Origin of the sequence: Agrobacterium vitis (assembly GCF_013337045.2) — a bacterium.
GTDB lineage: Bacteria > Pseudomonadota > Alphaproteobacteria > Rhizobiales > Rhizobiaceae > Allorhizobium > Allorhizobium vitis_B.
This window is the reverse complement of record NZ_CP118259.1, coordinates 2,388,204-2,411,910: the sequence shown is the minus strand read 5'-3', so window position 1 is coordinate 2,411,910 and position 23,707 is coordinate 2,388,204. Positions and strand designations below refer to the sequence as shown.

General features: G+C 52.7%; 22 protein-coding genes, 1 tRNA gene and 2 pseudogenes. 16 read left to right on the top strand and 9 right to left on the bottom strand.

The window, feature by feature from the left end; all coding sequences use genetic code 11:
* Positions 1-182: 182 nt before the first annotated feature.
* The 3 genes from G6L01_RS11650 to G6L01_RS11640 form a co-directional block, all read right to left on the bottom strand.
* A complete protein-coding gene (locus tag G6L01_RS11650) occupies positions 183-701 on the bottom strand; it encodes a papain-like cysteine protease family protein (RefSeq protein WP_174089254.1) in 519 nt (172 codons plus the stop codon).
* A 340-nt stretch (positions 702-1,041) separates the two neighbouring features.
* On the bottom strand, positions 1,042-1,986 hold the full coding sequence (locus G6L01_RS11645) for an alpha/beta hydrolase family protein (RefSeq protein ID WP_234891916.1): 945 nt from the start codon (positions 1,984-1,986) through the stop codon (positions 1,042-1,044).
* Positions 1,987-2,340: 354 nt separating this feature from the next.
* Positions 2,341-4,089, bottom strand: coding sequence for a methyl-accepting chemotaxis protein (locus G6L01_RS11640; protein ID WP_337692735.1), 1,749 nt, complete (start codon positions 4,087-4,089; stop codon positions 2,341-2,343).
* 305 nt (positions 4,090-4,394) lie between these two features.
* On the opposite strand from G6L01_RS11640, the gene G6L01_RS11635 reads away from it, so the two are divergent.
* The 4 genes from G6L01_RS11635 (at position 4,395) to G6L01_RS11620 (ending at position 8,205) form a co-directional block, all read left to right on the top strand.
* A complete protein-coding gene (locus G6L01_RS11635) occupies positions 4,395-5,804 on the top strand; it encodes a circularly permuted type 2 ATP-grasp protein (RefSeq protein WP_060718098.1) in 1,410 nt (469 codons plus the stop codon).
* Between the two features lie 5 nt (positions 5,805-5,809).
* Positions 5,810-6,751, top strand: a complete 942-nt coding sequence (locus tag G6L01_RS11630) for an alpha-E domain-containing protein (RefSeq protein WP_070166965.1) — start codon at positions 5,810-5,812, stop codon at positions 6,749-6,751.
* A gap of 14 nt (positions 6,752-6,765) precedes the next feature.
* Complete coding sequence (locus tag G6L01_RS11625; RefSeq protein WP_070166530.1) at positions 6,766-7,590, top strand: transglutaminase family protein; 825 nt, start codon at positions 6,766-6,768, stop codon at positions 7,588-7,590.
* Positions 7,591-7,737: 147 nt separating this feature from the next.
* Positions 7,738-8,205: a hypothetical protein gene (locus tag G6L01_RS11620; RefSeq protein WP_070166529.1), complete on the top strand. Its 468-nt coding sequence runs from the start codon at positions 7,738-7,740 to the stop codon at positions 8,203-8,205.
* Between the two features lie 126 nt (positions 8,206-8,331).
* On the opposite strand, the gene G6L01_RS11615 is transcribed toward G6L01_RS11620, so the two are convergent.
* Positions 8,332-8,805 (bottom strand): MarR family winged helix-turn-helix transcriptional regulator, encoded by a 474-nt coding sequence (locus G6L01_RS11615; protein ID WP_070166528.1) that lies wholly within the window; start codon positions 8,803-8,805, stop codon positions 8,332-8,334.
* Between the two features lie 292 nt (positions 8,806-9,097).
* Between G6L01_RS11615 and G6L01_RS11610 the strand changes: the two genes are divergently transcribed.
* Positions 9,098-9,174, top strand: a tRNA-Arg gene (locus G6L01_RS11610).
* 426 nt (positions 9,175-9,600) lie between these two features.
* Here the strand turns inward: G6L01_RS11610 and G6L01_RS11605 are convergent.
* The 3 genes and pseudogenes from G6L01_RS11605 to G6L01_RS11595 all read right to left on the bottom strand — a co-directional run.
* Entirely contained in the window at positions 9,601-10,161 is a 561-nt protein-coding gene (locus G6L01_RS11605) for a DUF930 domain-containing protein (protein ID WP_337692734.1), read from the bottom strand.
* Between the two features lie 272 nt (positions 10,162-10,433).
* A pseudogene (locus tag G6L01_RS11600) lies at positions 10,434-10,748 on the bottom strand (ISKra4 family transposase); the annotation flags it as partial.
* Positions 10,744-10,939: pseudogene (locus G6L01_RS11595) on the bottom strand (IS3 family transposase); the annotation flags it as partial. The pseudogenes G6L01_RS11595 and G6L01_RS11600, both read right to left, overlap by 5 nt.
* A gap of 226 nt (positions 10,940-11,165) precedes the next feature.
* Here G6L01_RS11595 and tssI point away from each other — a divergent pair.
* From tssI to G6L01_RS11545, 10 genes are all read left to right on the top strand, one after another.
* Entirely contained in the window at positions 11,166-13,253 is a 2,088-nt protein-coding gene (gene tssI, locus G6L01_RS11590; protein WP_070166963.1) for a type VI secretion system tip protein TssI/VgrG, read from the top strand.
* A 14-nt stretch (positions 13,254-13,267) separates the two neighbouring features.
* Complete coding sequence (locus G6L01_RS11585; RefSeq protein ID WP_139190216.1) at positions 13,268-14,533, top strand: hypothetical protein; 1,266 nt, start codon at positions 13,268-13,270, stop codon at positions 14,531-14,533.
* Positions 14,511-15,173 carry a hypothetical protein gene (locus tag G6L01_RS11580; protein WP_139190217.1) on the top strand — a complete coding sequence of 221 codons (663 nt, stop codon included), beginning with the start codon at positions 14,511-14,513 and terminating at the stop codon, positions 15,171-15,173. The genes G6L01_RS11585 and G6L01_RS11580 overlap by 23 nt, the downstream gene beginning before the upstream one ends.
* Positions 15,170-15,856, top strand: a complete 687-nt coding sequence (locus tag G6L01_RS11575) for a hypothetical protein (RefSeq protein WP_070166524.1) — start codon at positions 15,170-15,172, stop codon at positions 15,854-15,856. Before G6L01_RS11580 ends, G6L01_RS11575 begins: the two co-directional genes overlap by 4 nt.
* 256 nt (positions 15,857-16,112) lie before the next feature.
* On the top strand, positions 16,113-17,159 hold the full coding sequence (locus tag G6L01_RS11570) for a hypothetical protein (RefSeq protein WP_070166523.1): 1,047 nt from the start codon (positions 16,113-16,115) through the stop codon (positions 17,157-17,159).
* 185 nt (positions 17,160-17,344) lie between these two features.
* A complete protein-coding gene (locus G6L01_RS11565; RefSeq protein WP_070166522.1) occupies positions 17,345-17,596 on the top strand; it encodes a hypothetical protein in 252 nt (83 codons plus the stop codon).
* A gap of 10 nt (positions 17,597-17,606) precedes the next feature.
* Positions 17,607-18,623 carry a DUF2169 family type VI secretion system accessory protein gene (locus G6L01_RS11560; RefSeq protein WP_070166521.1) on the top strand — a complete coding sequence of 339 codons (1,017 nt, stop codon included), beginning with the start codon at positions 17,607-17,609 and terminating at the stop codon, positions 18,621-18,623.
* The gene (locus tag G6L01_RS11555) at positions 18,620-19,672 is read left to right on the top strand and encodes a hypothetical protein (protein WP_070166520.1); all 1,053 of its coding nucleotides are present in this window, start codon (positions 18,620-18,622) and stop codon (positions 19,670-19,672) included. The genes G6L01_RS11560 and G6L01_RS11555 overlap by 4 nt, the downstream gene beginning before the upstream one ends.
* 3 nt (positions 19,673-19,675) lie before the next feature.
* On the top strand, positions 19,676-20,686 hold the full coding sequence (locus tag G6L01_RS11550) for a DUF4150 domain-containing protein (RefSeq protein ID WP_070166519.1): 1,011 nt from the start codon (positions 19,676-19,678) through the stop codon (positions 20,684-20,686).
* Between the two features lie 10 nt (positions 20,687-20,696).
* Positions 20,697-21,686: a type VI immunity family protein gene (locus G6L01_RS11545; RefSeq protein WP_070166518.1), complete on the top strand. Its 990-nt coding sequence runs from the start codon at positions 20,697-20,699 to the stop codon at positions 21,684-21,686.
* Between the two features lie 303 nt (positions 21,687-21,989).
* Here the strand turns inward: G6L01_RS11545 and G6L01_RS11540 are convergent, their stop codons facing one another.
* A complete protein-coding gene (locus tag G6L01_RS11540; protein WP_070166517.1) occupies positions 21,990-22,394 on the bottom strand; it encodes an ester cyclase in 405 nt (134 codons plus the stop codon).
* A 20-nt stretch (positions 22,395-22,414) separates the two neighbouring features.
* Complete coding sequence (locus G6L01_RS11535) at positions 22,415-23,014, bottom strand: nitroreductase family protein (protein ID WP_070166516.1); 600 nt, start codon at positions 23,012-23,014, stop codon at positions 22,415-22,417.
* A gap of 123 nt (positions 23,015-23,137) precedes the next feature.
* Here G6L01_RS11535 and G6L01_RS11530 point away from each other — a divergent pair, with 123 nt between their 5' ends.
* Positions 23,138-23,494 (top strand): winged helix-turn-helix transcriptional regulator, encoded by a 357-nt coding sequence (locus tag G6L01_RS11530; protein ID WP_041696949.1) that lies wholly within the window; start codon positions 23,138-23,140, stop codon positions 23,492-23,494.
* Positions 23,495-23,707 lie beyond the last annotated feature (213 nt).

Sequence of the window (23,707 nt, the reverse complement as noted above, 5' to 3'; positions counted from 1 at the left end):
GGCGGCGGGAGGCAACGGGCGAGGGCAGGATGTGGCGATGGGGCGCAGGGATTGGTAATCCGATTCTCTTGCAATGTTCATGAGAAGCGGTGGATCGTCAATTGATCGTGTTCCCAGGTCTGTTGTCGCGCGCGTAAAGCTATTGAACGGAAAGGATAAAGACCGCTATCTCGAACAGCGTCTCATTCCTCGCCGATGTAGGATGTGTTTTGCCAAAAATTACCCGTTTGGTACCCGAGATATCGTGAAGCATTGTATGCAACAGTTGCGAGGGTGCCGGTGGCAGGATCGAACACAGTGATTGTGCTGGCGGCTTGGTCTGCGCCCACGATAACCATCCAATGCCCGTCTTGATATTCAATGTTGGGTTCGCCATCAGGATTGTCGTCGCCAATAATTGTCAACATTGGGCGTTGCCGCTCTATTTGCTCTACGATCTCCTCAATAGTGGGAAGCGGTGCTCCATCGGTGTTATTGGGGACCCCCAGGTCTATGAGAGCCGCACTTGCAGACTGCATAGTTGAGATCTCAGCGTTTACAGGGTCGTACGTTACTTGAAACCATGCTGTTGCAAAGGCTTGGTCAGAAGCAAATGGAGCGCCAGGAGCAACGAGATAGTTGGAAATTGAGCGCCCTGCACAGGCCCAGCACGATGTCGCCTCGGCTTGCTGATAGACTGGATAATTTTCAAGAACGGGCATTAAAGTTCTCCTTTGGATGGTTTGTCTCCGCATGTAACGGAATCTATTACGGAGAATTGGTGCAGAATATTTAAAGTGTTATAGCGTGTTTTGCGCGGTCCATAGAATGCGCGGCGCTATCGTGAATCTTACTTTTTCGGTCGGCCGTGTCTGTGCCTTTAGGCACACTGCGGCCATTCTGCGATCGTTATTGCAGATTGATCTGACGCAATATTTAGAGAATATTCAAAGCGAGGCCGAAACTGCCATGGTATTGTGTGGCAGAGAAATTCGGCGTGTTCGTTTCTTTGAGACGTCAAGGGAGAGTGGACGTCAGTCCCTCTCCCTAAAGTTCAAGCGATTATGCCGCGACTTGATGGAAAAACTGCATGCTGGCGTCCACCGCATGGGGGATTTCACTGGTGTGATTGCCTTCCACCTCTTGCGAGGAGATGATCGCGTTGGCGGCCCGGGCGCGCTTTAGCAGCAGGGCGGCGTTGTCTTCGAAACTGGTTTCGGTTTCGGCATGCAGCAGCTTTATCGGACATTTGAAGCTATGGGCGTAGCAGACCGCGCTGCGCACCTCGAATTCATGCGGGCGGCTGTCGTCGAAGCGAATATCCTCGGGGTAGCGCTTGAAAAACCGGAAGGCGTTGGGATTGCCGGAAATTGGCACGGCGGCGCGGAAGCGGTGGGTGCTCATCGCGGCCAGCATGGCCAGCGTGCCACCGATGCTGTGACCGGCCAGAAACACCCGCTCGCGGTCGACGCCGGGCAGGTGGGAGAGCCGGTCGGCTGCCGCCAGCACATCATCCACTTCATCGTAGAAACCGGAGAAAATGCCCATCTGGCCGTTTTCACCACGCATGGAGGGCATCATCACCACATAGCCAGCGTCCGCATAGGCTTTCAGCGGCTCCCACTGGCCAGCTCCCATGGCATTGCCGCCATGCAGGAACAGCACGGCGGGCTTCAGCTTGCGCTCACGTTTATAGGTGGACACCCAGGCGGCCAGGGTCAGTTCACCGCCACGCCCGGAGCGGTAGAAAATCCGGTTGGCGCCCGCAGGTGCGGTCAAGGGCTCATATTTGTCGGGGGCGGGGCCTTTTTGCAGCAGCCGGGTGCGAAAGCGCTCGCGCATTTTCATATAGTCATGGTGCAGCAGGCGTGGCTCGGTTGGAATGTCGAAGGCCTGCGCGAAAGACGGTGCGGTCAGTGTGGCTGCCATGCCTGACAGAAGCATACGCCGCGTCATTGCTGCTTGGCTTGTTGGCGCGTCTTCCGATCCGGTGCCGAATTCCTTCATGCAATTCCTACCCCTGCCGCTTTCAACCATGCGATGATTTCTAATGCTCGATGTCCCGGTTCCGCCCTCAAGGGCATGTCGTGATTCGAATATTTCTGACATCAGGCTATCGCATTCATCCTCAAATCGAAATCGATTAAAACGAAGATTATGCAGCAGATAAAATGTCGCAGAGCTACCAATAAAGATCTCTCTCTCTTCAAATTCATGGTGGCGCGATACGCTTATTGCGCCAAGACAAATTTTGTTGAACGCTGAATTTCGATTTCAGCAAAGTCACGCAGGGCAACGTTTAGAAGCATGTCCGACCTCTTCCAGACAGACATTTGGAAGAGGTCGGTAAGGCGCAGGTCGTCAAGCCACGCGGGCCATGTCGGTTTTGCGGTCTGTGTGTCCGGCAGAGCCATGAGAAAGCTTGAACTGGCCGATCATCTCCACCAACTTGTTGCTCTCGCTAGCCAGCGTCGATGCCGCGGCGCTGCTTTCCTCCACCATGGCGGCATTCTGCTGGGTGGTCTGATCCATGCTGTTGACGGCGCTGTTGACTTCGCCAAGCCCGGTCGACTGCTCGCGAGCCGCCGTGGAAATTGCAACGATATGGTCGTTGACCTCGACGATCAGCGTGCTGATATCAGTCAGGGCGGCACCGGTATCGCTGACCAGCTTGACGCCGCTTTCCACTTCCGTGGTGGAATTCTGGATCAGGTCCTTGATTTCCTTGGCGGCTTTGGCCGAGCGCTGCGCAAGTTCACGCACTTCCTGGGCGACAACGGCAAAACCGCGCCCCGCTTCGCCTGCTCTTGCCGCCTCGACGCCCGCATTGAGGGCGAGAAGATTGGTCTGGAAGGCGATTTCGTCGATCACGCCGATGATGTTGGAAATCTTCGATGAGCTGTCCTCAATCCGGCTCATGGCATCCACGGCCTGGGCGACGACGTTTGCAGAGGCTTCGGCATTGGCCTTGGCGGTGGCGGCTACCTTGCGCGCATCCTGGGCGCGCTGGGCAGACGAATTGACATTGGCCGTCACCTCGTCCAGGGCGGCGGCAGTTTCTTCCAGATTGGAGGCCTGGGTCTCGGTGCGCCGCGACAGATCGTTGACGCCCTGGCTGATTTCGCGCGTGCCTTCGCTGATCACCCGGGTGCTTGCGGCGATCTGCTTGAACGTGTCGCCAAGCTGGGAGACGGACCGGTTGAGATCGTGGCGCAAAAACTCGAAATCCGGGGCAAAGGGTTCGTCGAGCTGGAAGGCGAAATCACCGGAACACAGGCGCTTCAAGCTGTCGCCCAGAGAGGAAACCGTCTGTACCCGTGCGGTGGCGTCGGTCGCAAATTTTACGACTTTCACGACTTTGCCATCCAGGTCCAGAATGGGATTGTAAGATGCTGCGATAGTCAGCGTGCGGCCATCCTTGCTAACGCGCTTGAATTCTGCCGCCTGAAATTTCCCTTCTGAAAGCGCCTTCCAGAATTCACGATATTCCGAAGAGGCGGCATAGCCCTTGTCGACGAACATGCTATGGTTCTTGCCGCGGATCTCGTCCATCCTGTAGCCCATGGTCTTTAGGAAATTCTCGTTGGCGTTGAGGATATCACCACTCACCGTGAATTCGATGATTGCCTGAGACCGGCTGATGGCGGCGATCTGGGCGGCATAGTCCATATTCAGCAGCCGTTCCTTGGCATCGGCCCATTCCACCACAAAGCCATAGACCTTCCCGCCCTTCTTCAGCGGCGTGACCAGCAGGTCGAAAATGCGCGCGCCAACCCGGATTGTGGCAGCATGGCGCTCCTTCAGCGCCGCCAGCATGCCGCGCTGATGGGCGGGGTTCTTGTGAAACACGTCGATATTGCTGCCGATCAGCGTTGAAACGCTGAAACGTGGCAGTTCCTTTTTCAGGTCGGTTTCCGCTTCCTTCAAAAGGTCAACCACCGCCGGATTCATGTAGGTTATATTCAGACCGGCATCCGCAACCATGATGTTGGCTTTGAGTGCATCCAGTGCCAATAGTTTGCTGGTCGACTTCGACCCCATAAATCCGTCCATGCCCATTTCAACACTCCCTTTATCCACGGCTCCGGTTTCGCGTGAGCCGAGTGCCACTTACCCATTCCCGAATAAGTAGATGAAAATAACGAATAAAGCCCTAATTTAGAAAATATTTATATTTCATGGCATGCGAAATTGTAACCAAAGATAAATGCAACTGAATAATGCAGATGCATTTCTTTTGTGCGTTCCTGGTGTCCTCCATGCCTGAAGCTGGTGACGGGGCTGGCGAATGCCCAGATTTTTGGCTGTTTTCGCTGGATTTTGGCGGATCGAAATAATTCATTCAAATTGAGCACGCTTCTTGCATTGTAAAAGGCACTGTATTCATATGGCTAAAACAAACGGGGATAGCGCCATTGGCATTTGATGAAATGATTACGGCGGACGGCAGCCCGCGCGGACCGTACCAGAAATATTTCGACTGGTATTCGAGCCAGGACCCCAAGCATCTGATCGCAAAATCGCGCGATGCGGAAACCATCTTCAGAAAGACCGGCATTACATTCGCCGTTTATGGTCACGAGGATTCCTCGGAAAAACTGATCCCCTTCGATCTCATTCCCCGGATCATTTCCGGCCAGGAATGGCGAAAGCTTGCCCAGGGTATCGAGCAGCGCGTGTTGGCGCTCAATGCCTTTCTGGACGACATCTACCATAAGCAGGAGATCATCAAGGCTGGCCGCATCCCCCGCGAGCTGATCGAGAACAATGTCGCCTTCCTGCCGGAAATGATCGGCTTCCGTCCACCCGGCGGTGTCTATACCCATATCGTCGGCACCGACATCGTGCGCACCGGCGAGGGCGAGTTTTACGTGCTGGAGGACAACGCCCGCACGCCGTCCGGTGTCAGCTATATGCTGGAAAACCGCGAAACCATGATGCAAATGTTTCCCGAACTGTTCCAGCTGAACAAGGTGCAACGGGTCGAGGACTATCCCTATCTTCTGCGCCAGTCGCTGGCTTCGCTGGCGCCCCCCGGCTGCAAGGGTAAGCCGCGCGTGGCCGTGCTGACGCCGGGCATCTACAATTCCGCCTATTACGAACATTCGTTCCTGGCCGACATGATGGGCGTCGAACTGGTGGAAGGCTCTGACCTGCGCGTAATCGACGGCAAGGTGAAAATGCGCACCACCCGCGGCTATGAGGCGATCGATGTGCTTTACCGTCGCGTCGATGACGATTTCCTCGATCCGCTGACCTTCCGCCCGGATTCGGCGCTGGGCGTGCCTGGCATTATGGATGTCTACCGCGCCGGCAATATCACCATTGCCAATGCGCCCGGCACCGGCATTTCCGACGACAAGGCGATCTATTCCTACATGCCTGAAATCGTTGAGTTCTATACCGGCCGCAAGGCGATCCTGGAAAACGTGCCGACCTGGCGCTGTTCAGAGGCCGATAGCCTCGCCTATGTGCTGGAGCATCTGGAAGAACTGGTAGTCAAGGAAGTGCATGGTTCCGGTGGCTACGGCATGCTGGTCGGGCCGACGGCCAGCAAGAAGGAGCGGGCGCTGTTTGCCGAAAAGCTGAAGACCCGCCCCAGCAACTACATTGCCCAGCCGACCCTGTCGCTCTCGACCGTGCCGATCCTGGTCAACAAGGGCATTGCTCCCCGGCATGTCGATCTTCGTCCTTATGTGCTTGTCTCCGACAAGGTGCAGATTATTCCTGGCGGCTTGACCCGCGTAGCCCTGAAGCAGGGCTCGCTGGTGGTCAATTCCAGCCAGGGCGGCGGCACCAAGGATACATGGGTACTGGAGGATTGATGGTCATGCTGGGAAGAACTGCAAACGGCCTCTACTGGATGTTCCGCTATATCGAGAGGGCTGAAAACATTGCGCGTCTGGTGGATGCGGGCCTGCGGGTTTCGCTGACCCGTTCCGGTGCCACCGACGACGACTGGACCGGCGTGCTGCAAAGCGCCGACGTGCTGGATATTTTTCTGGAAGCCCATCCGAAAGTAACGGCGGCCGACGCCATCGATTTTCTGCTGCGTGATACGGCCAATCCCTCCAGCGTGATGTCCTGCATCGATAGCGCCCGCAACAATGCCCGCATGGTGCGCACCGCGCTGACCCGTGAAACCTGGGAAGCCACCAACGAATGCTGGATTGAGCTGAAGCAGCTTCTGTCGCGCAGGCTGAAATCCGCCGACCTGCCGGAAACCATCGATACGGTGAAGCGGCGGGCAGGCCTGATCCGCGGCGCATTCCACGGCTCGATGCTGCGCAACGAGATCTATAATTTTGCGCGGATCGGCACATTCATCGAGCGGGCCGATAATACCAGCCGCATTCTCGATGTGAAATATTATGTGCTGCTGCCCTCGGTGAACCAGGTTGGTTCGTCGCTGGACAATATCCAGTGGGAGTCGATCCTGCGCTCGGTTTCGGCGCACCGGTCTTATCGCTGGGTCTATGATGGCGATTATCTCGCCGCCAATATTGCCGATTTCTTGATCATCAACGGTCAGATGCCGCGGTCTCTGGCCTATTGCTACGAGAAGATCGTCAGCAATCTCGGCTATATCGGCAAGGAATATGGCGAGCGGCTGCCTGCCCATGAAACAGCCGACAGCATTCGTGCGTCGCTGCGCTCCAGTAATATCACCCGGATCATGGATCAGGGCCTGCACGAGTTTCTCGATAGTTTCATTTCCCAAAACAACCGGCTGGGGCATGAGATTAACGAGGGCTACCGATTCTACAGTTGAGCGGGGCTAAGTTTATGCGTCTGAAAATCAATCATGTGACGGAATATAGCTATGACGAGCCGGTGCAGTTCTCGCTCCAGCGGCTCAGGTTGACCCCGATCGAAAATCCCGGATTGCACGTCGTATCCTGGACGATCGTGGTGGATGGTGCCAATGTCGAGGCCGGCTTCAATGACCAGTTCGGCAATCACACCCATCTGGTGTCCTTTGAAGGGGATGCCAAGTCCGTGCGCATCGTTGCCTCGGGCGAGGTCACGACCGAGGATCGTGCCGGCGTGTTCGGCGCACATACCGGCTATGTGCCGCTTTGGCTCTATCTGCGCGATACGCCGCGCACTAAGGCCGGAAAGCTGGTGCGCGATCTGGTGAAAAGCCTTGCAGGTGATAATGAACTGGCCAGGATGCACGACCTGATGGCGCGCGTGAATAGCCAGGTTCGCTATGAGACTGGTGCGACCACGACGGAAACCACCGCCGAGCAGGCATTGGAGGCGGGGACGGGCGTTTGCCAGGACCACGCCCATGTGATGATTTCCGCAGCACGGCTGATGAACCTGCCCGCCCGCTATATTTCCGGCTATCTGATGATGGATGGTGTCGAACAGCAGACGGCAACCCATGCCTGGGCCGAAATCCACCTGCCATCGCTCGGCTGGGTCGGCTTCGATGCCGCTAATAATGTCTGCCCGGATGCCCGCTATGTGCGGCTTGCCTCTGGCCTGTCCTACGCCGACGCAGCACCGGTTTCCGGCATGCGCATCGGTTTGGCGGGGGAGGACATGTCCGTAACTGTCAGCGTCGCGGAGACCGTTCAAAGCCAGTCGCAGAGCCAGGGGTGAAAGCAGGATAGCGATCTATATCGCGGTTTTGCGCGGCACCTGTGTGGTCGGGAAACCCTATTCACTCTACAAACCGGGATTGGTCGGAAACCAATTCCGGTTTTGTCCGTTGTGCTGTAGAGTTCTTGGCAAATCAGGACAGGCGCGATGTTGTTTGGACAATCGATCTTTCAATCCGTCGTCGAGCGGCTTTCCAATGAAGAGGCGGAAAAGGCCGAACTGGAGGGTGAGGCCAATCACTACCGCGTCTCCGGATTGAATACCGGATTCGTTCAGGAAAACAGCCATGTGCCACAAGCCGCTGCGGTGTGGGCACAAGAGCAATATCTCGAGCTGATGCCGGATGAGGACGCTGTTTCCGAGGCAGAATTGGCCAAGGAAGAGGTGGCTCCCCCTGAAATGCCTGCTTACCTCGCGCGTCTTGCGCCGGAGGAGGTCGCGGAGGATCTGGGTATTGCTGATAATGACGAGGCTTCAAGCTTGAAAGCGAAGCGGAGAGCGTTTGCGCAACTCAATCACCCCGACCTGGTTCATCCGTTATTTGCGGATGCGGCTCATACCCGGATGACCATTGCCAATCAATTGATAGATCAGGCTTTGAAGACAAGATCTTAGAAATCAGGGTGTCACGAAAAAGCTCTTGTTTGTCGGGCAGGGCAGGCGATAGCGGTAATTTCTTGCCGGATTTCAATGCGATAACTCAGGTCCGGATATGACTCCGGGCCTGAGTATGATTGATTATTATTCGGAAATCGACTTCAGCAATTCAATCAGTTGATCGCGTTTTTCCGATCCGCCAAGCCGACCGATGAATTTTTCCTCATGCTCGCGCCACTTCGGCAAAAGCTCTTCGAGAAATGCCGAACCCTTGGGCGTCAGGTGAAGAAAATAGACGCGGCGATCCGTATCCGAGCGACGGCGCTCGATAAGGCCCTTGTCTTCCAATCCATCGACGATTGCCACGAAATTGGCCCGCTGGATTGCCAGCGTCGAGGCAACGTCGCTTTGCTTCATTCCGGAATTACCGGCAATGATCGACAGAACGGAAAAATCAGCTGGCCGGATATCATGACCACCGAGAACATCCTGAAAGTCCTGCAAAATAGCCAGTTGTGCGCGCCTGACACGAAAGCCGAGTGAATAGGCTAGCCCTGAATAATCGACAACCCCTTGTCGAACGCCAGTGCCCTCACCAATAAAATGTTGATTGCTCATGCCCCTAGACTACAAACCTCCCGTGACCAATGCCCGATCCCACAATCAGGCATGTTCCGACTCTTAATGACAAATTATCTTTACCCTTCTTAACATACGGGTACAAGATAATTCTTCAATTGAATGATTTCCCCCTGAAACAATATAGAAGTAAAACTTCTATATCCACAATCTCTTAATTTAGAGATGCCTTCTCGTGAGGTGGCTTCTGTGGATCGAACACAAATTCACCATTGATGCGACCGTCAGACTAGGCTATGTACCGCTTCGCACCACAAGTGCTCATCTGAACGCACCCGTAGCTCAGCTGGATAGAGTGTTGGATTCCGATTCCAAAGGTCACAGGTTCGAATCCTGTCGGGTGCGCCATCGAACTTATTGATATAATTGATTTATCAGTCTTTCCTTGCCCTTACTGTGGCGCCGCGCGACCTTTCGGACAGATTGGCATTAGCTTCTGGACATGAAAACATAATCGCCACTCGGCTACCGAAGATCTATCCCCTCGATATATCGAAAGCCTTTTGCTGCTCGGAAGTGTCCTCCGTAGCCCGCTTTGATTTTCCCCGCTGAGAGGGAAATTGCGGCAGCGCTCCGGGTTTTAGTGCTGCTGTAGAGTGGCACTGATACCTGCGCGCAAGGGGGATGACGGCGAAGGGTTTTGATCAGACCTGGGTGAGACGTATTGCTCTGGGACCAAACCTTGGACAGCCGGTATGCGGCCATTTCAGCCGGTAAGGCGCTCAAAAGCCATTCCCATGCTTGGCCTCGTGCTTCCGAACAAGGGGGTAACGATCAATCGAGCGATCCACTCTCATCAGGCAAGCTGTGCTCGCCCCATTCATTTTTGGGAATGGGGTCACCCACCAGAAACTCAAACGCGGCGACCTTCTTGTGGTCCGGGGTCAGCTCGCACTTGAATTTAAGCGTGTACCAGTCCTTCTTGCTGTGAAGCGCTGCGCCATCTGCTGAAAAGGCGCTCCCTACCATCTTCGGGTCTGCCATAGCATAAGCTACCACGCGATCAGGCCGAAGCTCCTTACTCCATGCCCCGACCTGGGCCATGGCTTCGAGGCCGCAGAGCTGCTCGACCTGATCGGCGGGTGCGAGTGTTGCCAGTTCCTTTCTCGCCTTTCGGCTACGGGGATCGTCAAGAACCTTCTCCGACAACATGCGCGAGGGCTTCACCATTGCCGAGGTGTCATCCTGTGCCTGGATCTCTTGAAGAACTGTCGGCGTTGCCTGTTGCTCGGATTTGCCTACCGGAACAGCATCCTCCTGCACTGCAAGAGGCGGCGGGCGGGCGGGTTCGTGCTTCTCTTCCGAATTTGGCGGCAGAAAATTCACAATCTCCACCTCAATGCTTTCCTCTTTCGGGGACAGTAATTGTAGTGGAACCGGCAGGAGGTATGCGAGGACGCAAAGGGCGATGTGCAGAAAGGCGGATGCAGCAAAGCCCCACCTGCTTACCTGATTTTCCGCTCCCGCCCGCCTCATCACAACGCGTCACGGCGCAGCGGTGGCGAGCTGTTGCAACAGCTTGACGAAATGGCTCGTCCGGACACCCTTCGCGTTTTGAGCCGGATCGACAGTCTGCACGACAACCAGATGCTTTGACGGCACAATGGCAATAGCCTGATATCCTGATTTGCCTGAACACCTTGCTTTTTTAGATGGTCGAGGATGGGTCGTTGCGGCTTTCGAGCATGACCCTCGACGAAGCGGATATGCCGCGGATCACGGTCTTCAGGTATCGAACGACCCACGATTAGTTCGAACTTCTTTTTGCGATTGTCGCGGTCTCGGATGTGGCCGCCATCCAAGCCGATAAAAATGCGGCCATCCGGAACAGGCAGGCTCATCCAGCAATGCGGGCATGCATCCTGCATGAAGGGCACTCTTTCTTCGGTCAGCTCCCGCTTGATACGATGTGCCGCGCTTATCTCGCTTCAGACGCTTGCATGGATTGATCCAGAGATTCAATTCCAGCTCGCGGTAGATGCGGTAAACCCCTGTTTATGGTTCCAGCGATGCCCTGGACGTTACGCAGGGAAAGGAAGCACAAACCAAAACCCCAGTTCTTCTTTGCTCGCGTCAACCCTATGAGGATATCAGCGATCTGCTCGTCTTCATCAAATCTCCTCGATCATATTGCCGAGAAATTTCTATTTTTGAAGCCCGTTAATTGCGGGGGGATTATCCGTTCCAGGGTTCAATTGACAGTGCATCAAAATCACAAGCGAGACCTTGACCTTTTGGGAGGCTGGCCTATTCTCGTCATCGATGGCGTGATTGAAACAGTGGGCTCGCGCCACCGAGCTGTTTTGACGATTTTTGATGACGTTATATGGGGGCATTCCATGGACGACATTCTGTCGCCGACCGATTTCATTCAAGCAAGCCGTGTGCTGAAGGTCTCGTCACCCTTGGGTGAAGACCAGTTGCTGCCTGAACGGATGATGGTTGACGAAGGCGTCAATCGTCTGTTCGAGATCACCTTGTCGGTGCGCGCCAAGCGTGAGGCGGTCAAGCCCGATGAGTTAATCGGAAAGTTGGTCGATGTATCGCTCGAAATCCGCCAGGGCGAACTGGACGGTGACGGCGTGCGCCGGCCGTTCAATGGACTGGTGACCAATCTGTCCGAGGGACCGCCGGTGACGCGTGGGCTGCGCTCCTATACCCTGACCATCCGTCCGCAACTATGGCTGCTGTCGCGCCGCTCCGATTGCCGGATCTGGCAGAATATGACGGCCATCCAGGTGATGGAAACATTGCTCTCTGAACACGGTCTTCCCAGTGCCGCCTATGCCCCTCTGCACAAGACACCGCCATCGCGAGAGTTTTCTGTCCAATGGAATGAAACGGACCTCGATTACCTGCTGCGCCGCTTCGAGCAGGACGGGTTGTTCTACTGGTTTGAACATGAGAAAGGCGTTCACCGGCTGAAGGTCAGCGACAGCAAGGTGGCCTGGAGCAAGCCATCGGCTGCGGCAGAGGGAGAAGATAAAGTCAGATTAGCCCAGGGCTCATCTGATCGCAATCATATCAACGAATGGATGCGGCAATTCTCCTATGTCCCCGGCCAGCGTGCCGGTGCGGACTGGAATTTCGAGACGCCCAGCACTGTACCGCTGAATGTCACGCCGTCACTGATCCAGATGCCCGGCGCCAAGCAGCGTGAGCTTTACGAATATCCGGCCCGCATCAGCGATGGGAAGGAAGCCGAACAGGCGGAGACCTTTCGCATGCAAGCAACAGAAGCCGATCATGAGCGGGTGACGGGCAAATCCAATGTGCGTTTTCTGGAAGCCGGACGATGGTTCACGCCCTATGAGGAGCCGCATCCGGAACACAAATACGAAGAGCATGTGATGACCCGGATTACCCATTGGGTCGTTGATCGCTCCTATGAAACGACGGAGAACGAACCAGAATATCGCAATGAGTTCGAGGCTATCCCGTCACGCGTGCCGCTAACCCCGCATCGCGACACGAAACGCCCCCGCATTGAGGGAGCGCAGGTGGCGATCGTCGCCGGACCATCGGGTGAAGAGATCCACACCGACCAGTATGGCCGCATCAAGGTCTGGTATCCCTGGGATCGCAAGGCAAAGAAGGATGGCAGTGATACGTGCTGGGTGCGGGTTGCCCAGAACTGGGCGGGCGGCCAGTGGGGAGGGCAGATCATCCCACGGATCGGCATGGAGGTGATGGTTGCCTTTATCGACGGCGATCCAGATCGGCCTTTGGTGACTGGCGTGGTGCCGAACCCGAAGAATGCTGTGCCTTATACCTTACCTGCGAATAAGACAAAGAGCGTGTTCCGTACGAATACTCACCAGGGTAAAGGTTTCAATGAATTGAGCTTCGAAGATGAGAAGGAACGCGAGGAAATATATCTTCATGCCCAAAAGGATATGAATGTTCACGTTCTTAACGACAGATCCAAAAGAATAGAAAACGATCAACACGAATTCATTGGTCGCGACAAAACCATACAGGTTGCCGGAGATCATGAAGAGGTAATCGCCGGAAACATGTCGATTGCAGTTGGGCGGAACAAGCTTTCTGAGTTCCTCTTATCCCGGACGGGGAATTTATTTAAAAGCGTTGGAGGTCTTCTAGAGAAATTCCATATTCCCGATCCGCTTAATCCTGGAAAGGGGAACTTCCAGCTATTCGTTGAGAAAAATAAATCTGAAATTGTAAATGGCGGCTCTTCCGAGGTTGTTGGGGTGGTTAAGTCAACCATTGTGGGGAATGTTCAACAGACCACGGTTGGCAGGAAGAAAAGTCTCATAGTTCGTGGTGACTACCAGGAAGATATCGGCAAAAGCCGTCGTATATATGTTGGCGAGGAATTTCTTCTGCAGGTCGGAAAAGATGCGTCGATCCATGTAAAAGACGGAAAAATCTATCTAAAAGCGCTGGAAATTCATCAGAACTAATAGGCCGCCAAATCATGTCAGATCGCTTGAGAAGCTTTTTTGATAGACCGGAATCTTATTATCCTGTGGCTTTTCGAAAAGCTATGTCGGACACGCTTTTAAAGCCCGTCCCACTTTCTCCGTCGCCTTACCCAAAGCCCGACCCGATTGGTGCCTTGCCAGATGCCGAGCACAGAACCACGAAGCAAGAAGATGAATTTAAACATGTGCATCACAAAGATGTTTTGGGTGCCGGTGAGGCGTCTTCGGATGGCGGTCGAACGAAAGATGACAGTTCGCCATGGAAGCCTGTGCTTCACGGCGAAAACTGTCCCGCAGGCTGCCATGTTGGTTATCAAAAATCTACGGACAGATACAGTTCCTTTTTTCAGGAGAAGCCCAAATTATTTTCAGATAACGATCTGAATTCTAGGGAAGACTTAAAAAAACTCGTCGAGTATGCGAGTAAAAGAGATGCAAATGAAACGTTAGCAGCGCCTTCAGACAATAAAAAAGAAGAAAAAAAAGAGTCTGAATGGAGTTTGTTTTCGAAGAAAGAGAACGAAGTTAAAACGAATGCTGCTCCTGGCTCCGATCCTTTAAAGAAGGATAAAACGGTAGAGCAAGGAATAAAATACAAACCAGATGAGTTTAATAAAAAATACGCAGTTAAATCAGAAAAAGATGAAGAGGGCATCCATCAATACGAGCTAAATGTATTCGGTGCTCAGTCTGAAGCGGAATTCACTGCCGGTCGGTTTAAAACTGAAGACAGTGATGTGTATGGAGCGAAATTATCAGTTGGGAGAAAAGCAGGGCTTCTTGATTGGGATAACAAGTGGAAGGGTGGGCAGAACGGCATAGCGCCTCGGGAGGCAGGAATACGTGTCAAAGCGGCGGAAATATCGGGAAAAGTTGAAGGAAAGGCAACCATCGACTTCAAACAAGGCGAGGCGGCAACCAGCGGAAAGCTCGCCGCTAACATGACCCTTCTCGAGGGGACAGGGAGTGTCAAAGGTTGCTTTATTCCCGCTAGGCCTATCAAGAGGGCGTGCGATAGCAACAATATGAACTGGGCTTTTCCTGAAGAGCTTTGCAAGGCTGTCGAGCAGGACGATTATGATTGGGGTGTTTGCCTTGGAGGGGAGGCAAGTGCAAGCGTAGGAGTTGGCTACACGGCAGAAGGGGAGGCTAAGGTTGGAAAATCAGGCTTTCATGTAAAAGGAAGCGTGGGAGCGCAACTGGGTGCCGGAACAAAAGTTGGAGGGGAGCTTCAAGTTGAAAAATTTAAGCGAGAGTAAAATGAATAGAAATTTACTTTTAAAACTCGGCTTATCTCTTTCAATATTTTTCACAGGGCATAACACTATGGCGGAAAATGAAAAAACAAGCTTTTCCGATAATTTGGAAATGAGACAACTGTGCGCTCAAGTAAACATATTTGTTCCTAAAGAGGATGTTGAAGCTTCCCCGGTAAAAAAAGAAGATAAATTCGCCTGCCAGTGGACGTTTTCAGCCGTATCCACTGATGGTTTTGGTTTGGCTAATTTTGGTGTTTTTTTGGTAAAGGATAAACTAAAAGTCACAGAGCGTAAACGTTTCGCAGAATTTATAATTAACGAGTACACAGAATCCAAGGATAGATATATAAAATTTCTAGATGAAAAAAGATCTAACTTTTTCTTTAGTTATGAATTTGAGATTGGCCTGAAAGGAGCTGATTACGATAGAGTATCCGAATTTAATTCGACTTTACTGGATATAAACGAAGGAACGTTATTTATATACTCAATTGTGCCAAAAATTTTTAAAAGCAATGAATCAGTAAAATTAAAAAACGGGGAAAATTTCGAAATTAAGCCTGAAATGAAAGAAATAACTGATTTCATTTCTTATTGGTATAATAAAAATTTAGATAATTTTTACGATAAATACAAATGAGTAATTTTTTATTTAATAAAATCAATAAATTTATTTTTTTATTTTTTTTAATGGCATTTTTTTATTGGCTTACTAGTTTCTTTTTTGTGGGAAACACAAGATTTTTGTGGTTTCGCGAGCGTGGATTTGAACTAGAAAAGGTCGAAATTTGCCCTCGTAAAAGTGTGGAGGTTTACCAAGTTCGAGAAGTCAAGAATGATCCAAGCTTCACGCTTTCCTACAAGCAAGGTAACGCTCAAGGTGTTTGTGGGCGGGTGATCGAGGCCAACGATTCAGATAATGCATTAACTATATTTTGGGCTGAATATCTAAAGTTTAATGCAGTCAATACGTCAGATTACGATCATTTTCGTCTGGATATAATAAAGGAATTCTTAGACGTTAAAGATTTAAAGAAGTTAGATGAACGGTTACTAGATAATCAGGAAGGAGGTTGGCACCGTAACGTATCCTTGTATCAGTATAGTTCTGAAGGGTACAGCTGGGAATTAGTCAGTGATTTTGCCATCAAGCCTCTGGGTGACGGTATCATTTTTCAGTTTCAGCTTATGCCAAAACGGGTTTGGGAAGCTGGCTTCAGAAAAAATGCTAACGTTGATGACTTGGGCAAAGCGGTCATTAATGGTCGGTTGGTGATGCAGCGATTATTTGAAGAGAATCTTCATTTGAATGGCTCTTCGTGAAAAGATTGTGGCGCTGTGATCACGTGATCGCTGCCAGAAATTTAGATAATACCTTTACAATACTTTTCGGCAGAAAACACAAAATTAATGGATCGAATAAAGCAGATAAAGGCAAGGCTACGCTTGTATGGTACAGACGAGTGCACCAATTATCACGCGATGCATTATTATAGGAGTGGCTGCAGTATCGCTTTATGCTTATGCGGGTGTCGGACAAGCGGCATCTTCAAAACGAGAAACAGGGAGGAGGCAGACATTGACCGAGCAGGCGGCGAAGGATCTTGGCTACAAACGTTTATCTTCAAATTTGGGAAATGACGTCAAGGCTTCTTTTTTTGCCAAGGGTCATTCGCTGACAACTCTACTCGCCAAGGCGGAAGCGATCGAAGCGCCAGGTCGCGGGGAATTAGCGAAGGTATTTGTGCCCGATAATAGAGATAAGTTCGAAGTGACTGTGGCTGTGTTTAAGCCGGGCTTTGCGGCGGAAGCGCCTTCTATAAGTGAGCAGTTATTGATGGAAAACGGTTTCGGAATTACCGAGGCAAATCACATCTCACTCACATTCGCCGACGCCGAAGGCAGAACACAAGATGAACGCAAGGTTGCCAAACTTGCTCGTTCCATATGCCAGGTGCGACAGCACAAAGTTCTATGTTTTTTCATGCAAGGCGACGCCGAGCACAGCTCCGAGTTTGAAGAACAGGCTCGTATGCTGAAAGATTCGTTGCAAATTGAAGACGGGGTCAAGGAAGGATTTGACGCCAATCAGATTAAGCATCTGAAGATATCCTTGGGTGCGAAGGGTTCACTCACTTTGGACTATCCCTCCGTATTTTCTGTGGTTGATAATGATTTTAGCGGTGATCTACCTGGAACGCTCCATCTGCAACAAGGGGATGCTGATAATCCCGTCTCTGCGATCATGGTTGCCGCATCGGCTGGCGCCGCACCTCCAAGCGCTGACGCAATTGACTCTGTCGCGGATGGAATGATGCACAACTGGCTGGAGCAGAATGCGAAGCTTTTTGCTAATCCCGTCCTGGCGACCAAAGGAGATTTGTCAGGCCTTGGCAGTGGCGATATGGGGCGCTCCTATGCCTATGTCGTTGACAAGCTTGCAGATGGTGGTGGACAGGCACAGGTCCGCCTGAGCCTGTTTGCATCAGCAGGCGTTCGATACTCCGTTCTTATGGTCACCCATTACGCTCCTGGAGTTGATGAGACAGGGCCCTTCTTCGTCCGGTTGGGGGGGGTAACGGGCTATGACCTCGTCATGCAGTCAATTTTAAAGCGAGTACATTAAATCAATGGGAGGGGATGGCGTTTGTTTTCTTTAGTGACGTGTCACTTGCTTCGTAATCTTTAACAGTCTCCTTGGCGGTGCGATTTGTAAGCTTGTTCTTGGGGCATGCAGATAGTGTTGCTGGCGGATGATGTTTTGTTGCTACGTGCAAGCCATTTTAAACCCAATATCCGAGGAGTGCTTTCATGAATGCAATTCAGGACAAGGCTGCGTTTTTGCTGCCCGACATATCGACTGGTGATGATCGCTGGTCAAAATTGATGGCATTGGCTGATATGATGGAGATCGACGAGGTGACCGGTGCGCTGACAATTACCAATGGAAAATCCTCGCTTACGCTGCGCAAGGATGGCCGCATCAGTGTCAAAGGGGTTTCGATTACCCAGCAGGCAGAGCGGTCTATTGCTCTCGACGCGGCCGTTATCGATCTAAATTGACGATCTGTTCATGTGGCAGGTTGAAAACAAGACGCCTTTTGCTGTGCTCGGCTATTTCGCACGGGATCGGGCTGGTCTGGAGTATTGGACTGTCGCAGTCCGTGCGCGGTTTCATATTCTTCCGAGCCAGTTGAACACCTTGATGGAAGATCAAGGTGAAATCCGGATTAAACCGGATTATGCTGACAGCGAGGGACTGGAGTTGCAGGCAGACGGGGATTTCTGCCCTTTCAGGCCAAAGACTGACGTGCTTTTGACCGGTGAAGTGCGTTCCCGTGCGGGCTACGAGGTTAATAAGGTCGAAGTCGGATTCGATCTGGCTGGACGTGGCAAACGTGCAATGGTTTTCGGCAAAAGACAGTTGCGCCAGAAGGCTGGAAAACTGGACCTGGAAGGGTATGAAGCGTTCAAATCTTGTCCTTTGAGTTGGAGGCATAGCCTCGGCGGTGCGGACTTTCTCAACCTCGATGCAGACCCCAATAAGGACAATCCGATAGGGATGGGTTGGACATCGAAATGGCCAAACATTCCGAACGGGACTGAAGTTTTCTTGCCGTTGATCGAGAACCCGGAAGCCTTCGTTGATGCACGGCCCTTGCCTGCGCCGATCGGCTTTGGTGCCATCCAGCCCTCATGGCAACCACGGGCATCTCATGCCGGAACCTATGACGATGACTGGCGCAAATATGAAGCGCCCTTGCTGCCATCCGACTTCTCTGAGCAATTTTATCAAGTGGCGCCGGCTGATCAGGTATTCGATCTTAGGGGTGGCGAGCCAGGCCGCATCTTTGGCATGCACGAAGAAGGCGACTACGGCTTTCGTCTGCCTCAAGTCATTATGGATTGTGGTACCTGGATCAGAGGTCAGAAAGTTGAAACAAGACCAAAATTGATTTCCGTGCTTTTGAATGGTTCCGACAAAACACTGGAAATGGTGTGGAACACCAGCGTGCCTTGTCCGACTGGCGACATGTCGGTTTCGCATTGCCGCGTTCATATCAAGCAGATGGCTGGGGTGGAGCGATGAACGCTGTTGCCCAGGTTTACGGCGTTGGGCTTTGTTGTCCGTTGGGCAAAAGTCTTGCGGATGCGTCCAATGCCTATGCTGAAAATGAGCATAATTTTGTGAAGTCTGAAAAAGGCCCCGTGGGTGCGGATGGCGCATCCGTCACGCTTTCCTGTGTGATGCCTTTTGAAGACGTCCGGAATTTCGAACTGAGGCTGCAACGGCTTTTCGCAGGCGCCGTGGACGATATGAGTGCAACGCTCACCATTACATCCGGCCCTGTTGCGATACGGATTGTTGTGCCGCGCTGGCTAGCCAGTCATAAAATCGGACAAAGCTTGATGTCCTGGATCGGCGAGACTTGGCCCACTCTGTTCACGGACGTGGTTCTGCTTGCTGATGGCGACACGTTGGCGGCCTATGAACTGGTCAAGGGATTGCGGCAGGTCGCGGAGGGAGAGGTTCCCGCCATGGCCATTGCTGCGCTTGATAGCTATATGGATGCAGAACTCCTCGACATACTCGCGATAAACGATCGTATTTACAAGCGTGGTACGCCGCATGGTCTTGTCCCCGGTGAGGCGGCGGTTATTGTGATGATCGGTTCAAACGCGGCATTCCCGGATGCCTCTCCTATTGGCACGGTAAGATCGGCCTTCAATGGCTTTGAGACCGAAAATCTCTCGGCGCCACAAGGTATTATTGGTCGGGGTCTCGCAAAGCCGCTACGTCAGGCCTTTGAAGCCTTTCAGCCGGATCGGTTTCTGGTCGATCTGAATGGCGAACGCTGGCGCTCGGAAGACCTTGGGTTTGCGCTGTCGGGTGCGCTGATTCCTGACAAGTTGCTCTCGGACTTTGAAACACCTCTCTCGAATACCGGTGACTGCGGCGCCGCCAACGGCTTGGTGATGACAGCATTTGCTTTGTGCTCGCCTGCGGACACGATCGACCACGATGTTTTCGCAGGCGATGACCACGAACGACGGCCCAGCCTTTCGATCCTATCGACTTCGCATTTTGAAGGCCCGCGCTGTGTCATCGCGCTTGAGCGCTATGGAAGGGAGAACTGAGCCATGCAGGAAACTGTCTCGATTAACGGTTTGACACTCTGCCATAAGCATTCCGATGGCTGGGTTCGCTCAACTCTTCCGGACGTGTGCAGAAGCCCGGATAAACCCGTGCCTTACACCAACACCGCCTATGCCCGTGATCTCGCCAAAGGCACGACCACGGTATTCTCTCACGGTGGTGCCATGAATGGCATCAAGGGCTCTGAATTCTATCGCTCCTTCGGCGATGAACCCGGCAGCGGCGGCGGCGTCAAATCCGGCGTGCACCTGGACCGGGCAACATGGCTCTCCTGGTCGCCGAACGTTTTTATGGAGGGGCGTAATGTCACGCGGTTGACGGATCGTATGTTGCTCAACAAGGGCAATACGATCTCGGCCGGTGGGTATTTTACAGGGCCCGTGCGTGATGAAAAGAACCGAGAGTTTCTTGATCAGATTTGTAAAGCAGCTTGTGAATGTCTAGCCGCAGGTACCATGAATGGTCGATGTGTTGCAGAGAAAATACGCGATTGGGCAAAGCAAAATAACCGCAACATAGAGCCGGAAGTTGCATGGGATCTGAACAACGGCGAATGGTCTATGCGACGACGTGCAGATGGTACGATTATGCGCGGCGGCGGCAAGCGTCCTATCGACTTTATCGATCTGGATAACATGGCCGGTACCGAATACAAAGGACCTAGAGATCGCATGCGAGGTCGCCAAAGCGACTACATCGATGAAATCACTGAACAGCATGACATGACGCGAGAGGACGTTAATTTCAAAGATGACTGTGATTGTTCTGGTGGTGGAAGCGCACCCGCTCCGGTCACCGAGACTTCGCAAGTATCCGAAAAAAGTCCAGCATCTCTGACGGATGATCCGGTGCAATGGGCTAAAGAAAACCCTTGGAAAGCCGCCGGTGTAGGGGTGGCTGCAGGTGTGGTAACTGGCGGCGCCATTTATTACGGGGGAGCAATTGTGACCGCACTACTTGGCGGAACTGCCCTCGTCACGGCTGCAGCGAATTAGAGGATTCTTGATGATCTATAATCACGAACTAACAAATAGTGCGAAAGACTGGAGCTTCCTTGATGAGATTGGTTTAGCATCCGAGCGCGGTGTTCCAATGTTGCGCTTCGGCTTTTATATCGATTTTGCGCTGCAAAAGGCGACGAGCCTTGAGACACGGCGGGCGATGGCTGATGTCATCTTAGAGTATAAATCGATATTCGCTGACAAGGTGACGCATTATATACCTGATGGTGCCCGCCGCCTTCATCCACTCACCGAAATTGATTATAATCGATATATTATGGAGCGGGCAGAAAGGCCCGATAATGTCGAGGAAGATGATTGTTTTGAAGCTTCTCTGTTTGGTTATCCAGAAGGTGGTGATCTTGATAATCCGACTATTTATTACGCGGAGGCCATTGGAAATACAGAGGCGCGCGAGTTCTCCCGAATTGGAATTTACCTTCCTGCAAGTTGGCCAGAACAGGTCGGCTATGAGAGTTTTCGATCGCTTATTTTAGGGTGGTGCGAGAAGCTAAAGCCTGCTTATGGCACCGCTGGCCTGTCAATTTTCTTCAATGAAGGACGTCAAGGTCTTTCTGACCGACTTCTTGCCTTCCCGATAGCGAAGCGCTTTCCAGGACTGGACCTGCCCGAGCAATCGCGTTGGTATGCTCGGATGAACCGTTTGCGCAGGCGAGCAATCAGGACGGTCAATTGGCTCACATTTATAGATGATGATTTTGTAACCGAACTTGGCGGCAGGACTAAGATCGAAAAAGACGTAGGCGATCTTTGTGCTTTATATCCATATGCTGGAGGGATCGTTGTTCAAGCTGGGGAAAGGCCTGAACTCGGTGATTTGAATAAGGGTCAGATCCCAGAAGCCTACCGAAACGTCTCCAGAGTTCTTAAGCCTATTCGCTTTGATGAACATCAACGACCTCTTATCGATGCGCCGCGACCACTGGACTCTTTGGAAGAGACGCAAAAATGGGTTCGCCGATTTGATGAGTGACGCAATCAGGCTTCCGGCAGCCTCTTTCTCGTTGCTCTCGTTGGCGCTATAGCGTGGCAATTGAAGTTCCCGAAGCATGGCCTATTCGGATACGGGGCCTCGGCAGCGCTGTAACCTTAGCCGTCGAAACACTGATATTATGGGCAAAAAACATCTTACGCCTGAGATTGCCGATGAATTGGACAAAGTCGAACTGACACACAACGGCTTTGTCATTTCTCGAATCGGTTTTGCGCTTGAACTCTATTTTCTAGGCGGCGAGAGGGTGGAAACCCGTATGGCGCTTTGTCAAATGCTGCGTGATTACCAGCTTATCTGCGCGACGATCTTCATGAGGTTCAGAATGCCCCAATGCGCGGTAATGAACTCGCCTTCGACCTTCAGCACATCGATAACGTCGAATGTTATGCGCCGCCCGGTTGGCGGGATACCGTTAAAGGGGCCGGAATGGGTAACGGAATAGACCTTGCGGGTGGTGACGAGGTCGCCTTCGGCGGTCTGGAAATCGATCTCGCAGACCGGCTCTGAGAAGGAGGCGTGGAACGCACGGTAGAATGCCCGCACGCTGTCGCGATCGGGTGAAAAGCCGGGTGTGGGTGTGTGGTCGATGAATTTTGGATGCATCAAGGCATCGAAGACGGCGTAATTGCCGCCGACCTGAACCTCTTCAATGAGTTTTCTGACAATCGCCTTTTTATGGTCGCTCATAATTCTTGCCTCTGTTCAGTTCAACGGGGAAATGTGCCGTGGAAGGCGGAGGCGTCGACAGGGCGGCGCGGGCTTGGTGTCTCGCGTCCGCGCAGCGCCTCGGGAAGCTGGTCGGCACTTGCGCGTCGTCCGATCGCGATGACCACCTGCATGGCATATCCCTCGGGCATATTGACCGCTTCCGCGGTTTTTACCGGGTCGATGCCGCCCATGGCATGGGTGGACCAGCCCTTCAGATGGGCCTGGAGAGCCAGATACCCCCAGGCTGTTCCCGCGTCGAAGGTGTGGCCGGGATTGGGTACCTCCGCATCGCTGCCTGGTGGAATGATAGTTGTCTTTGTGGTGATGACGATCAGCGCTGCCGCATGTTGCGCCCAGACCCGGTTTCCTTCCCAGAGCGCCGCGATGACCCCATCAAATTGCGGTTCTCCGCGAAAGCTGTAAATAAAGCGCCAGGGCTGGGCGTTCAGGCCGGAGGGTGCCCAGCGCGCCGCCTCCAGCACGCCCAGGAGATCCTGTTCGGAAATTGTCTCTTCGGTGAAGGTGCGGGGAGACCAGCGATCCACGAAGAAATCTTCGATTGGGTGTTCCGCTGTGCGGGAGTTTGTCTTTACATCCATTATTGAACCTGCTCTCTTCTAGTTACCAGTCGCGCCAAGCTATTGCGCGGCGGTAAGCGGCGCAAGAAAGGGAGCGAGAAATTACCTGGTAACCCTGAGGTAACCAGGTAATCGTTTAACGTGATGGAAACTCTGGAAAACAACCTGGAAAATTGCCCCATACGCGATGTGCTTCACCGCGTCTCCGACCGCTGGAGCATGCTGATCGCTCTGCACCTCGAAGGGGGAACGCTGCGGTTTTCAGAGCTGAAGCGATGCATCCCCGATATTTCGCAGCGGATGCTGTCGCAGACGCTCCGGCGATTGGAGCTGGATGGCCTTGTCGAACGCCGGGTCTATCCGGTTGTCCCGCAGCGGGTGGAATATGACCTCACACCGCTTGGGCGTTCCTTGTTGGTACCGTTTCATCTGATGAAAAATTGGGCCGAGGCCAATCATGCAACGATCCGCAAATCCAGATCGTTGGGGCGTGATCGTTAAAAAGCATCAGCTTTTGGCGAATAGATCGATTAAGCGATGGGTGCCGTTCTCCAGGTTTCATGCGCCGTATGACATATTGAAAATGCCGCTAAAAGCCTGGGACCATCGCTCATCAAGGGCTGCTCGGTATGGGCGCGGTTGGATCTGAAGCCGATTGCGAAAACGGGTCGATTGCGGTGCGGAGCCTCGCGCTGCCTTGCCGCCTGCTGTTGC